This is a genomic window from Streptomyces sp. NPDC005899, from assembly GCF_040629645.1.
In the GTDB taxonomy this organism is placed as follows: Bacteria; Actinomycetota; Actinomycetes; order Streptomycetales; family Streptomycetaceae; genus Streptomyces.
Genome location: NZ_JBEXWB010000171.1, coordinates 1 through 12,758, shown reverse-complemented (window position 1 = coordinate 12,758; position 12,758 = coordinate 1). Strand labels below are relative to the sequence as shown.

Annotated in this window: 8 protein-coding genes and 1 pseudogene; 2 read left to right on the top strand and 7 right to left on the bottom strand. The window is 69.6% G+C overall.

Translation table 11 applies throughout. From position 1 onward, the window contains the following. The first annotated feature begins 245 nt into the window (after nt 1-245). Complete coding sequence (locus ABZ371_RS19485) at nt 246-1,445, top strand: IS110 family transposase (RefSeq protein ID WP_358680999.1); 1,200 nt, start codon at nt 246-248, stop codon at nt 1,443-1,445. Here ABZ371_RS19485 and ABZ371_RS19480 read toward each other — a convergent pair. Then, the gene (locus ABZ371_RS19480; RefSeq protein ID WP_358680994.1) at nt 1,437-1,760 is read right to left on the bottom strand and encodes a hypothetical protein; all 324 of its coding nucleotides are present in this window, start codon (nt 1,758-1,760) and stop codon (nt 1,437-1,439) included. The genes ABZ371_RS19485 and ABZ371_RS19480 overlap by 9 nt on opposite strands. A 235-nt stretch (nt 1,761-1,995) precedes the next feature. Further along, nucleotides 1,996-2,553 carry a hypothetical protein gene (locus ABZ371_RS19475; protein ID WP_358680997.1) on the bottom strand — a complete coding sequence of 186 codons (558 nt, stop codon included), beginning with the start codon at nt 2,551-2,553 and terminating at the stop codon, nt 1,996-1,998. Between the two features lie 175 nt (nt 2,554-2,728). Here ABZ371_RS19475 and ABZ371_RS19470 point away from each other — a divergent pair. Continuing rightward, nucleotides 2,729-2,941 (top strand): annotated as a pseudogene (locus tag ABZ371_RS19470) (IS5/IS1182 family transposase); the annotation flags it as partial. Here the strand turns inward: ABZ371_RS19470 and ABZ371_RS19465 are convergent. The 5 genes from ABZ371_RS19465 to ABZ371_RS19445 all read right to left on the bottom strand — a co-directional run bounded on the left by ABZ371_RS19465 (nt 2,904) and on the right by ABZ371_RS19445 (nt 11,911). Further along, nucleotides 2,904-3,473: a nuclear transport factor 2 family protein gene (locus tag ABZ371_RS19465; RefSeq protein WP_358680992.1), complete on the bottom strand. Its 570-nt coding sequence runs from the start codon at nt 3,471-3,473 to the stop codon at nt 2,904-2,906. The pseudogene ABZ371_RS19470 and the gene ABZ371_RS19465 sit on opposite strands and share 38 nt — an antisense overlap. A gap of 815 nt (nt 3,474-4,288) precedes the next feature. Beyond that, on the bottom strand, nt 4,289-4,594 hold the full coding sequence (locus tag ABZ371_RS19460) for a hypothetical protein (protein WP_358680989.1): 306 nt from the start codon (nt 4,592-4,594) through the stop codon (nt 4,289-4,291). 49 nt (nt 4,595-4,643) lie between these two features. Further along, nucleotides 4,644-5,126 carry a hypothetical protein gene (locus tag ABZ371_RS19455; RefSeq protein ID WP_358680986.1) on the bottom strand — a complete coding sequence of 161 codons (483 nt, stop codon included), beginning with the start codon at nt 5,124-5,126 and terminating at the stop codon, nt 4,644-4,646. 303 nt (nt 5,127-5,429) lie between these two features. Then, on the bottom strand, nt 5,430-11,069 hold the full coding sequence (locus ABZ371_RS19450) for a LamG domain-containing protein (protein WP_358680983.1): 5,640 nt from the start codon (nt 11,067-11,069) through the stop codon (nt 5,430-5,432). Beyond that, nucleotides 11,012-11,911, bottom strand: a complete 900-nt coding sequence (locus tag ABZ371_RS19445) for a hypothetical protein (RefSeq protein ID WP_358680980.1) — start codon at nt 11,909-11,911, stop codon at nt 11,012-11,014. The genes ABZ371_RS19450 and ABZ371_RS19445 overlap by 58 nt, the downstream gene beginning before the upstream one ends. Nucleotides 11,912-12,758: the final 847 nt, after the last annotated feature.

Sequence of the window (12,758 nt, the reverse complement as noted above, 5' to 3'; positions counted from 1 at the left end):
GTGACCGTCTTCGTGGATCCGCAATGGGGCTACCGGCCTTCGGGTCCGGCATGACTTCCCCCCCTTGTTGCGGTTGATGATCCGGGGGGTGGTGTCACCGGGCCCGGAGGCATCGACGGACCGCTGATGAGGGGCTTGAGCACCGGCTTCACCCAAGGCCGGAAGAGCTCTCCGTAACGTGGGTGTGGCAGCTCGGTGCCGAGGCAAGGCCGGACGAAAGGCGTGAGCGGAGGGGCCTGCACGTGATCGACACCGGCGACATCGACGTCTTCCTCGGCCTGGACGTCGGCAAGGGCGAACACCACGCCACCGCCGTCACCCCGGCCGGCAAAAAGGCTTTCGATAAGCGACTGCCCAACACCGAACCCAGGCTCCGCGAGCTGTTCGCCAAGCTGCAGGCCAAGCACGGAACGGTGCTGGTCGTGGTCGACCAGCCAGCCTCGATCGGCGCCCTGCCGCTGGCGGTCGCCCGGGACATGGGCTGCCCGGTCGCCTACCTTCCCGGGCTGACGATGCGACGAATCGCCGACCTCTACCCGGGCGAGGCCAAGACCGACGCGAAGGACGCGTCCATCATCGCGGACGCCGCCCGCGCAATGCCTCACACGCTGCGAGCGATCGACGGCGAAGACGAGACCATCGCCGAACTGGAGATGATCGTCGGCTTCGACGACGACCTCGCCGGCGAGGCAACCCGGGTCGCGAACCGGCTCCACGGCCTGCTGACCCAGATCCATCCATCCCTGGAGCGGGTGCTGGGGCCGCGGTTACAGCACCCGGCCGTCCTCACGCTCCTGGAGCTGTTCGGATCACCGGCTCAGATCCGCAAGGCCGGCAGGCGCCGCCTGGTGACGCTGTTACGGCCGAAAGCGCCGAGGATGGCCGAGCGGCTGGTCGAGGAAATCTTCACCGCTCTGGACGAACAGACCGTCACCGTTCCGGGCACCGAGGCGGCCGCGCTGATCGTCCCGAGCCTGGCCCAATCTCTGACCGCCGTCCTTGAACAGCGCAAACTCCTAGCCGGACGGATCGAAGAACTCCTAGAGGCCCACCCTCTCTCGAAGGTCCTGAGGTCGATGCTGGGAGTCGGCGTCAGGACCGGAGCCCGCATCCTGATCGAGGTCGGCGACGGCAGCACCTTCCCGACCGCAGGCCACCTCGCCGCCTACGCCGGCCTCGCCCCCGCGACCCGCAGTTCAGGGTCCTCGATCCGAGGCGAACAGCCCTCCCGCAGGGGAAACAAGCAGCTCAAGAGGGCCTTCTTCCTCTCCTCGTTCGCGGCCCTGGGCGACCCGGCATCGCGGGCCTACTACGACAAGAAAATCGCCCAAGGGAAGCACCACACCCAGGCCCTGCTCTGCCTCGCCAGACGACGGGCCGACGTCCTCTTCGCGATGCTCCGCGACGGAACCTTCTACGAACCTCAACCCGCCAAGTCAGGCTGAATCGCCGAGAGCCCGCCGTGCTTCAGCCCACAGCCGCTCGAACTCCTCCGCGGGAATCTCGGCCGCCTGGGGCTGGTCCTGCCAGCCGTCCATGGGACCTTCGGCGAGAACGCCGTACTGCCGTTCATAGCGGAACATCGCCGCGAGATCTACATGATCACGCAAGTGCAGCACCTCTTCCAAAGAGACCGCCGTCACCGGACGCGAGTCCTGCCCCCGGACCTCAACCTGCCGCGCTGCCCAGCCTTCGTCATCGGCCTCGAAATACAGCCACAGATCTTCGTCCTCGTAGTAGGTCCGGAACCAGGTCGTCATGCCGCCATCCTGACCCACGACCTTGACCAAAGAGATAGGGGCACCCCCCCAGCGGGCCCCCGCATCCTTCGTCAGTGCTGCTGCTCTCCACTCAGGTGATCAAGTCGCCCAGCGGCAGGACACCCAGGGGGCCGGAGGCGGCGGGGACAGCAGTCCCTAGCGCGGTTCACGGGTGGCCACGTTCCTCACCATCTGGTCGGCAGGCTCCTGAGGAACGGGGCAAACCGATCGGCGATCACCCGGTCGTCGTGAGCCGAGGTGTACCCGTCACATCCGAGGAAGTCCAGGCCCGACTGATCGAGGAACCAGTAGTGAACGCGGCTGTCACCGGCGTCGTTGCGCGCCTCGACCACCTGCCGCACGCGTGCTCGGCGTTGCTGTCGAAACCGACGGCTACGAGGGTGGTACCGGCTCCGTAGCGCCTCCGCAGTTTCTGGAGGAACTCGCCGTAGGCGGTGCGGTGGGCGGCCGCGAGGCTGTCGGGCGTCCACGGTTCACCGGGGGTGAGGCCGGTGAAGGCGTTGGAGCCGAGGTTGACCACCACGATCTGGGGGCGCCACGTCCCGGGGTTCTGCCAGACGTCGTCGTCCACGTTCAGCAGGGCGCGGTCGTAATAGGTCCGGTACGTGATGTCCGGGCAGATGCCGGCGACGTTGCGCACCGTGCCGGGGCCGGAGAAGCCGTTGATCTGGTAATCGGCGTCCAGCTGCCGTGCGGCGAGGGTGCTGTGGCTCACGTCGCTGTTGGTGTTTCGCTTGAGTTGTTCCGGATTGCAGTCGCGGGTGCCCGACACATTGCCATAGCCCACCGTGAGGGAGTCCCCGACGAACTCGATCTGGCGGGCCCGGGGCGCCGGCTTGCTCGGTACGGCGCCCCCGGGCGCGGCGATGAGGCCTCCGAACGTGCTGGTGTCCCCCGGGGTGTCGTTGCGTTTGACGACCCGGGCCGTGTGTTCGCCGTCCAGAAGGCCGAACCAGCGGGGCAACCGCAAGCGCCGTGGCAGCAAGGGCGGCCGGCCCACAGGTTTCGACAAGGCGATCAACAAGCGTAGGAACGAAGTCGAGCGGATGATCAACGCGCTGAAGAACTTTCGGGCCGTGGCGACGGGATACGACAAGCGCGCCTATATCTTCCACGGCCCCGTCACCCAAGCCTCGATCCGAATCTGGCTCCGCCCATGAACCGCCGGGCTCGGCTCGATGCCCGGGCGCCGGTCAGTTCCGCGACACGGGTGGCGGTCTCCTCCGGCAGGAGAGGCGGCTCGCCCGTGGTCCAGACGGCCCGCACGGACATGCGGCTGATGCGCCAGCCGTTGTCGGTGCGGCGAAGTTTCCCCTCGTAAATACCGCCCACCGTGAATAGGGGGTTGGCACCCTCGCCCCTTGCTCGGAGCGTGGAGTCCAGATGGACGTGGGTCATGTGGGCATTCCAGGAGGCATTGGCCGTCCGCCCACCCGGTTCGGCCTGGACGAGGACGTCGGAGGAGATGTGCAGGGTGGCGGCGAACCGGTCGGTGGCCTCCTCCACGTGGCGGACCGCGTCGGCGCCTTCGGCCACACCGAGCGGCGTCGTCGTCCGCAGGTCACCAGTGAAGTAGGCCCCAGGCCAGCCCTCGCCGAACCGCCGCTCGTCCATGGTGCGGAAGAAGCCGCTGATGAGGGTGGTGACCTCGAAGTGGTCCCGGGGATTCGTCGTGCCAGTCATCTCGTTCATGGCTCCATCATTCGACCTCAGCCGCGCTTGAGGTCAAGCCGTTCCCTCCCCCTTTACCGTCAAGGACGCGCGCGTATAACTGATCGTTTCGGAATACCGCCCGGAGGCGCCGGAGACAGATGGTGCCGCAGGCGAGTTGTACTAGGCAGTGTTCTCGGATCAACACCCACAACGACGCCAGCGGCAGCAACCCATGGGTGAAGATCTCCGGAAACGCGACCGACATCGCCGCGGACGCGGACGGCAACGCCTGGCACCTCAACACCGCCGGCGACATCTACCGCTACACCGGCGACCAGCCCAGCTGACCCCAGCATCCGTCCGGGCCCCCGACCAAACCAAGCCGGGGGCCCGCACCGCTTCCCCGCCGAACCGCAGCCACCCCGGATCGGCGTCCCGGCGCCTGCCCCGGAGCACGGCCGGCGCAGCGCCGCCCGCTTCCCCAGGCCGCCCCGCCCATCGCCACCACTTCTCCCAGCCGGGGCCGGCGGGAGGTCTGAGTCCTCACCACGGAGAATCCGGGAGGCCGGCCCAGGGTGACGCGAGCGGCCGCCCGAAGTGACGCAGCACCTGTCGCTCCCCATACGCAACCAGCGCCCGGTACCGCTCACCGCTGCCTGCGGGCGGGACGACGTCGCGGCGACCGGGCGGCGGAGCCGGCCGGCACGGAGTTCGGGTGCTGGGCCCGCGGCTGAACGACGAGCAGCGGGTCGTACCGGCCGGACCCGGCATCGACTGGACGTAGGCCCTTGGTCCGGCGGCGTCCCGTTGGTCGGTGGGACGCCTCGGGTCGGCTGCTGGTGCAAAGGCGCGGGTCAGTCGAGGTCGGCGCTGGCCAGGGTGACGGCGAGCACGAGGTGGGGGACGGCGCTCAGGCAGAGTTCCGCGGCCGTGCTCGGATCCGGTGCGGTGCGTGCTTCCTGCAGTGCCAGCAGGCCTGTCCCCACGGCGGAGTCGACGGCGTCGTCGAGGACCTCGTCCACGCCGAGTTCGCCGCCGGCCAGCATCTCGCGCAGGAGGATGACGGCTTCCTGCGGGTCGAGGGTCCAGCGGGCGGCGACCTCGGCGCCGGCACCCGCGAGGTCCGGCGCGGCGGTCTGCTCCGCCGTGGGCAGCGGCACACCGTGCTCCGGCCCGGCCCCCCGGATGGGTCGGGGGCCGGGCGGGGGCTCAGTTCTCCATTCCGAAGTAGTGGCCGAGGTATTCGGTGATCTCTGCCGCGTGGGGCGCGAGTTCGGGTAGGTGGGCCGTGAGGGCGTTGCGAGTGGCGGCGGCGGGGTCGGCCGAGCTGGTGGCCGCGGGTCGTACGTAGGGTTCGAGGCGTTTGATCAGCTCGTAGTTGCTGGCGATGTTCTCGGTGCGCATGGCCTTCTCCAGCGGCGGCGCTCCGGGGGGCGGGACGGGGGCGAGGACCCGGCTGATGTAGGTGACGCGGTGCAGGATGCGCCAGCACGGGGGCTTGGCGGAGCTCTGGCGGGTCTGGCGCAGCGCGGCCGCGTCGGGGGCGTTGCTGCCCTGCAGCCAGGTCGGGTCGACCACCTTGTGGTAGAAGTCGTCGAAGTTGGCGCTGGTCTCGCCGAGGTAGAAGGTGAGGAAGCGGTAGGCGTCGACCTTGCCCGGCACGAGGACCGGCTTGCCGGCGGCGTCGTACATCGGCTTGCCGTTGCTGTCGCGGCGTTGCAGGTCGTTGGAGGGTGCGCACTGGACGTCGAGGCCGAAGCTGCGGGAGGACTCCTTGCTCTTGGCCCGGGTGGTGCTGAAGCCGCCGCCGCGCGAGGCGTCGAGGTGGAAGGCCCAGCCGAGGCCGAGGGCGCCGAAACTCAGGTCGAGGTTGCCGCCGTAGGAGTAGGTGAAGCTGTACGAGCCGGAGGTAGTCTCGCTGACGGCGTCGGTGGCCTCGGTGGTTTCGGCGAAGAAGCCGCCCTGGGCGGTCCAGACGTAGGTGTTGACCAGGTCTCAGTGGGAGAAGCCGGTGGCGGCGGCGCTGCCGGTGGCGGTACGGGCGCTTTCCTGCTGCTCGGCGGACATGCCCATGGAGCGCAGGACCGCCTTGGCCTGGGTCTCGGCCGGCTCGGTGCCCGAGTTGTGGCCGACGTCGGTCGAGATCGACTGGTAGAAGGCCTGCAGCCGTTGCTGGTCGCGGGTGATGCGGCGCTTGAGCGCGTACGCGTCGCGGGGCTTGAAGTAGCTGTACTCGCCGTAGGTGGTGGCGGTGGGGTAGTCGGGGTCGGTGACCTTGCCGAAGGCGTCGAAGCCGACCCCGCCGTCCAGGGTGCCTTGCTTGGTGTAGCGGGGGTTGATCGGGAAGTGGACGATGTTCCAGTCCAGCGGGATGTCCGGGTTGGGCAGCATCCGGTAGGCGACGAGGGCGCCGGTGTGCGCCAGGCGCAGTGCGAAGACGTCGGCGGTCTGCGACTGCACGAGCGCCATGCCGGTGTTGGCGGGCACGTACCGGGGGCCGAGGTCGGAGTTCAGTACGTTGGCGGCGTCCTCGGTGTATCCGGTCAGCTCCAGCTTGGTCTTGCGGGCGGTGTTCTTGCCCTGGCTGACGGTGGTGTCCTCGCTCCAGGTGTTGGAGAACTCCAGGCCGGCCGTCACGGCCATCTTGAGCTGGCCTTCGGCCAGCGGGCTGGCGGTGCCGAAGCCGAGGGGCGCGGCGACCGTCATGACGTCGGCGACGGTCTCGAGGCCGAAGGAGACGTTGAAGGCGGTGTTGGTGCTGCGGGTCTTGCTGGCGGACAGGCTGTGCACCACCTGGTCGGCCTCGGTGAACTCCACCGAGGAGGCGGCGAGGAAGCCGTCGGGCTTGCCGGTGAGGTTCTCCGACGGCACCGGCGGGGCGCCCTCGATGTAGCCCATCAGCTGCGGGTCGAACTGGGCCTGGCCGACCCACTCGGTGGTCAAGTCGCCCACCTTGTAGCCGGTGACCAGGTGCCAGCGGCCGTCGCGGACGAAGCCGTAGCAGCGCTTGAGTACGCCCAGCGTCTCGCCCTTGGCGCCGAACTGAAGGTCGGCGTATTCGGAGGCGGCGGGAGCGCCGGAGACGGTGTCGTGGAACGGGGTACGGACGTCGGCGAGCGCTGAGCGGACCTGGGCGGTGTCGGTGGACACCGGCGCGGTGGAGAGCAGGATGCGCGGCCGCTTCGTCGAGAAGGCCAGGTTGTTCCCGCGCAGGCCCTCGTCGCGCACCGAGGTGGTGGCGGCGGTGGAGTCCCGGTCGAAGGTCCAGTAGCCGAGCAGGTCCTGCTTGTTGCCGCGCAGGCGGGTGAACAGGTTGTCCAGGATCTGCTCCCGGGTGCGCACGGTGCGCCAGATCCGCACCTCCTCCAGCGTGCCGGTCAGCAGCTCGGTGGGCTTGCCCCCCTCCAGCCGCGCGCCGAGGGTGAGTTGCGGGTCACCGTAGGGAAGGAGGTCCGCCGGGGTCGGGGCGGTGGTGGCGAGCAGCGGCTCACCGTTGCGGTACAGCCGCAGCGGACTGGCCGCCGGGTCGACGTCGCGGGTCCAGCGGGCGCCGCGCAGCTTGGCCGGGAAGGAGCCGGAGGCGTCCAGGGTGGCGTTGCCGGCGTTCTCCTCGAAGGCCCAGCGCGCCAGCAGCCCCTTCTCTCGCACGGCGACCGCCTGCCCGAGCTGTTGAAACGTCCGTGCGGAGCTCCACAGCCGCACCTCGCACAGGATGCCGCGCAGACCCCGGCCGATCTCCAGGTCGCTGCTGTTGGACTGCGCGCCCGGACCGCCGTAGACGTAGGTGCCGGCGAGCGCGCCGTCGAGGTAGAAGCGGATTTCCTGCTCGGGCTGGCCGGCGGTGGCCGCCTGGGTGCTGGTGGCGGCGGACACCTCGGCCTTGCGCCGTTGGCGCACCACGCTGATCCGCTGGAAGGCTCCGGGCTTGACGGCCCGTTCGGAGACGTACCGGACGGGCTTTCCGTCGGCCTCGGCGAAGGCGAACTCCACCCGGCCGTCGGCCAGGACGCCCAGCTGGTACGGTACGCCCTCCCGGCCGCCGCCCACGGCCGAACCCTTGGTGACCAACGCCATCGGCGCGCCCACCTTGTCGACCTGGACGAACACCTCGATGGTGAGGTCCTCCAGGACGTTCAGCGAGTCCTGCGAGGCCACCGAGAGTCCCTCGCCGCCGTCCAGGCGCAACGCCCAGGCCTGGGTGAAGGCTGCGGCGAGGTGCGCCCACTCGTTGCACGGGAAGCGGTCGGCCGACCGCAGCAGCCGGTCGCCGACCCGGGCGACCACCTGATAGCCCTTGATCGGCGAGGCCGGACCGTTCGGCTCGTTGAAGGTCCAGTGGCCGAGCAGTCCGGGCTCCCGGCCGGACAGCCGCTGGTTGCGCTCGGAGGAGATCTCCTGGGCTGTGCGGGCCCGCCCGAAGACCCGGACCTCGTCGATCTGCCCGTCCAGGTAGTCGCCGGTGAACGGGAAGTGGCCCAGGATCAGCGGGCCGTTGCCGGTGTAGGTGCCGGTGGCGGTGCGGCGGGCGACCTCGACGCCGTCCCGGTAGAGGATCTGCTCGCGGGTGGCGTTCCTGTACACCGCGGCCCAGTGGTGCCACTCCAGGTCAGGGTAGGCCCGGGTGGTCTTCAAGTCGTCGCCGTACAGCGAGAAGTAGAAGGTCTCGTCGGGGTGAAACCACAGGTGCAGGGACTGGTCGACCCGGCCGTCCGTCGCGCCGTGGAACAGCAGCGGCTCGACGCGGCCCCGGGACTGGTTGCGCTTGGCCCACAGCTCGATGGTGAAGTCCCGGTTCGCCAGGTCGAGCGACGGAGTCAGCTGGGCCTTGGTGCCGTTAACGAACTGCCAGGCTGGCAGGGCGGCCGGGGTGAGCGCCAGGGAGTAGCCCGATCCGTCCGTCCTGGCGTGGACGATCCGGCCCCCTCCGGCCTCGGGGTTGACCCATGCCTCCAGGGTCAGGTCGCCGGCGGGGGCGGCGTTCTTCTGCTGGGCTGCCGGCAGTGTCAGGTACTGGTCCTTGCCGTCGAACAGGAAGGCGCGGCCGGGCATCTCGGCCCGCCAGCGACAGCCGCGGCCGCCGGTGACCGGTATGGCCGTGCCGTTGGGCACGGAGGTGGCGCCGCCGCTGTTCAGGGTGATCAGCCGGGAGCCGGCGGAGAGCAGAACCCCCACCCGGGTGGACTCGGCGCGGGCCCAGTCGTAGCCGACCACGGTGACGGTGTCGCCCGGCTTGATCGCCGTGCCCGCAGCGGTGAGGTTCAGCGTCTTGGCGCCGACCGGGGCTTCGGCGGACGCGGCGTACCCGTTGGCGCCGATCTGCAGGTGGGCCTTGGCCGCGACCGCGACCGTGATGGCCGCGGTGAACTCCACGGTGGTGCCGGTCACCTGGGCGACGGTGCCGACCGTGACCGCCTGCCCGGACTGCCCGGCCAGTGCGGCGGCCATCTGCTCGGCCTTGCGCGGCAGCGAGCGCCAGGTCTCGGTATCGCCGCCGACGGTGATCGTCAGGTCGCAGCGGCCGGGAGCGTCACCGTCGGACACCTTGATGACGGCGTTGTCCAGCAGGACGCCCGGGTCGCGGGCGAGGAAGCCGAGTGTGCCGCCGTTGCCGGTCAGCCGCTGGGTCCCGCGGGTGACGGCGGTGTCGTAGTAGACGGCGAAGAACTGCTCGTTGGCGCCGCGGAAGTACAGCACGACGGCGCCGGTACCGCTGTCGAGCAGTGCGGGCCGGTCGGTGCCGCGGGCGAATTCGAGCAGGCCGCCGGAGAGACTGAGCCCGGTGGTGTCCACGGAGATCAGCGGCATGGCCACGGTCAGGTCGTCGTCGCCCTGCAGGGCGGTCGACAGGCGGGCCAGCTTCTCCTGGGCGTCCTTGAGTTCCGCCTGCTTGCCGGTCAGCCTGAGCTGGAGCTCGTTGACGCGCTTCACGGCCGTCCTCGCCTCCTGGAGGCGCTCGCGCACGGTGTCCATCTCCTGCTTGGCCTGCAGGTAGGCCGTGTCCACTCCCGAGCGCAGCGAGACGCGCACCATCCGGATCAGGCCGGAGTCGCCGGTGAGGCACTCGCTCGACTGCACCGGGGTGGGGGTCGGGAACGAGGCGGGCAGGCCCAGCGCGAGCTTGCTGCCCCGGTTGACGATGCGGGTGTACTCGCCCTCTGCTGTCAGCTGGAACTGGGCGAAGGGGTTGCCCGGCTCGCGGACGATCGTGTCCAGCATGGTGTTCTGCGCCGAGGAGTTTTTGAGGACGTGCAGGTCGAGGTTGTTCGGGTTGTTGCCGACCAGCCAGTAGTAGGGCTTGCCGTTCTGGCTCTCGCCGGTGTCCTCCAGCCGCCAGCCCCCCAAGCGGAAGGAGCTGAGGACGACGAGGACCGACGTGTGGATGGGGGCGTTGAAGTACCGCAGCACCTGGCCGTCGACCTCGCGCGGGGTCTTCAGTTCCAGGGCGTAGTTCCAGGCGGTCGGCACGTCCTTCTCGGCGAGGTATTGCCGCTCCAGCCGCTCGAACCCCGGCAGCAGCCGGTCGTGGTCCCCCTGCCAGTAGGCGACCTGGCCGGCCGTAGCGGACAGTCGGGCGATCTCGGTCGGCAGGGCGGCGACCTCCGGCTCGAGCTGCCGGATCAACTGCTGCAGGGCGCTGACCTGTTCGGAGTCATGGCCCTTCACAGGCCGCCGGAGCACCTCCGGGTCCAGTACATCGGGCACCTGGGCGAGTCGGCCGTCGCGGCCGACGGCGAAGTCCAGGCTCACCAGGGCCGGCTCCTGGCCGTACTTGGCGGCGAACGCCAGCATCACCCGGGCCTGCCGTTTGGCGGGCTTGGGGTCGGGCCGGTAGCCGGCCGAGACGTTTTCCTGCTGGTGGTAGATCACGGCGGACATGCCGGACTCGACCGTGCGCCCCTTGAGGACGAAGCTGTCGCGGCGCACCCCGGGGTGGTCGCCCACCGGTGCGTCCGAGCCGGTCCACTTCGCGTCGCCCTTGAGCGTGCCGTGCAGGGCCCGGTCGCTCTGGTCGTAGGCGGTGGCCCCGGAGCCCTCGTCGAACCGGTAGTAGGCGACCAGGCCCGCCTCGTTGCCGACCAGCCGGTGGTTCAGGTCGTCCGCGAGCTCGGTGGCGGACCGTACCCGGCTCCACACCCGCACCTCGTCGAGATCGCCCGCGAAGAGCTCGGCGGTGGTGCCGGAGACCTGCTTGCCCATCAGGGTGTTCACGCCCGTGGCCGGCGTGAACGGTAACGCCCCGCTGCCGGACAGCTTGCCGTTGACGTACAACTTCGCGGTCGTCCCGTCGAACGTGGCCGCGATGTGCGTGTAGACGTCCTTGGGGACGGTCTCGGCGGAGACGACCGCCGTCGCGGCCCCCTCGTGAGCGAGGCGCAGCGACCCGCCCGCGTCCAGGCCGAGCCGGTACTCCCCGCCCCGGGACAGCACCGGCCGGTCGTACGCGGCCGGCTTGACCCACGCCTCGATCGAGTACGCCTTGCCACCGAAGCGCAGCGCCGCCGGGTCGCCCAGGTCGACGTGCCCGTCGTTGGCACCGGTCAGGCCCAGCGCGGTCTCCGCGTGCCCCTCGGTGCTGGTCACCGGCACCAGGTCCTGGTTGGTGAACGGGCAGGTACCCGGGCTGCGCTCGAACACCGCGTCCCGGTAGAGCGGGTCGGGGCTGGTGTAGAAACGCGTGCCCTGGGTGTTGAACAGCCCCTGGACGCCCTGCTCGATGCTGAAACTGTCGATCTTCCGGTGGCGTCGTTGTGGGCGAACAGCTGCCAGCGCCGCGCGCTGCTGACCGCGGTGGGCACCAGCACCGCGGCGAAACGGCCCCGCGTCAGGTTGCGGACGAACGACAGCTCCTGGGTCGGCTCGTGGAACGGCCGGCCCTCCATGTCCTCGGTGCCCAGGGTGTCCTTGGCCGAGGCGGGACGGGTGGCGTGCCGGCTGCGCTTGTACCGCACCTCCAGCACCGGCTTGAGCTTTCCGTCCACCAGCAGGAAGCGGTCGCACAGCAGGGTGTCGCGCACCAGCGGCACCTTCTTGCTGCCGCTCAGCACGTAATCGGTGCGCGAGGCGTTGCCGGAGCAGCCGCCGTCGGTCAGCTTGTACACCGCGTCGGGGTGCGTCTCGCCGATCGACTGCCGCAGCACCACCACGTACGTGCCGTCCGACACCACGTGGAACGGGGCGTCCGCGGTCAGTCGCGCGGTGGTGGACAGGTACGGGTCGATCTCGCTGTCCAGCGGCCGCTCGTCGACCGCCGCCTCGGCCCCGCCCCGCTTGACCGTCGGCATCGCCGTCGCCCCGACCACGGCGAACCCCACCTCAGCCAGCTCCCGGGGCAGGACCAGCTCGGCCGGGTTGTCGCTCCAGTACGCGGCGTCCGCGTCCCCCTTGGACTGCTGACCGGCCAGATCCAACACGGAGTAGACGATCCGCCGGGCGGAGTCCATCGCGAACGCGATGGTCGTGCCCTGGTGTCGGGCCATCGTCACATGCCGGTACGACCGGTCTCCGTACACCTTCAGCAAGGATTCCTGAGGTGCCACTGTTCCCCTCCCACACGCGGAACGCCGCTCCCGTTCTCTCCCGCCCGGAACGGCGATGGACATACCCCCGGCGGGACGTCGGCCAGTCTGGCATCTGCGGATATCCCGTGAAGAGAACGCCAAAAACACCTTTCTGCTTATGACTTGATAGCCCATCAGTTGGCCGAACTTCGATGCCAGGACTGCTCGAAGATCTAGGTCGCAGACTCCCACCCGCACCTGTGCGACACCTGCAGGCGTGCAGCCATCGCCGCGGCCCAGGAACGCCAGCAGCCGGTACGCGGTGTGGCAGGGCCGGACGACTTCTGACCCCACGCCCAGCGCCCCGTCTGCACTGAGTGCGGTGCCGCGTTCACCGACGAACGGTGAAAGGCGACCAAGCACGTCGGATGATGCGATTCTCCGGCGAAGCGTCCGTCTCTGTGCGGGGAGTGCGACCGGCGATTCGAGGCCAACTTGTACCTGGCCTCGGGTGCGGGTCACCGGCAGAAGGAGTGCGACCAGGAGCAGGAGCCGGCCGTACCTGAGCAGAAGATCACCGTCCGGGAGTGGACGCCAACCTGCTCGGACTCCACTTCACCGACTGGAGCTCACCGAGTCTCTGCCAACCTGAATCCACAGGTCAAAGGGCTGGTGTGACAGCCTTCCGGGGTGCTCACACCGGTGGTGGATGGCAGTCTGCGGCGTAGATCGGGCCTTGACCCCGGATCCTGAACACGGGTTATGCGGCTTGTGCCAGCGTAGTTGGTGTGAGGTGGAGGGCGTTCTCGAAGGCAATCGGTGATCG

Bases quoted from the DNA above. Each gene is read 5' to 3' on its own strand.
- ABZ371_RS19480 (WP_358680994.1), bottom strand. From the start codon at position 1,760: ATGACGACCTGGTTCCGGACCTACTACGAGGACGAAGATCTGTGGCTG.
- ABZ371_RS19465 (WP_358680992.1), bottom strand. From the start codon at position 3,473: ATGAACGAGATGACTGGCACGACGAATCCCCGGGACCACTTCGAGGTC.
- ABZ371_RS19455 (WP_358680986.1), bottom strand. From the start codon at position 5,126: ATGTACGACGCCGCCGGCAAGCCGGTCCTCGTGCCGGGCAAGGTCGAC.
- ABZ371_RS19445 (WP_358680980.1), bottom strand. From the start codon at position 11,911: ATGGCCCGACACCAGGGCACGACCATCGCGTTCGCGATGGACTCCGCC.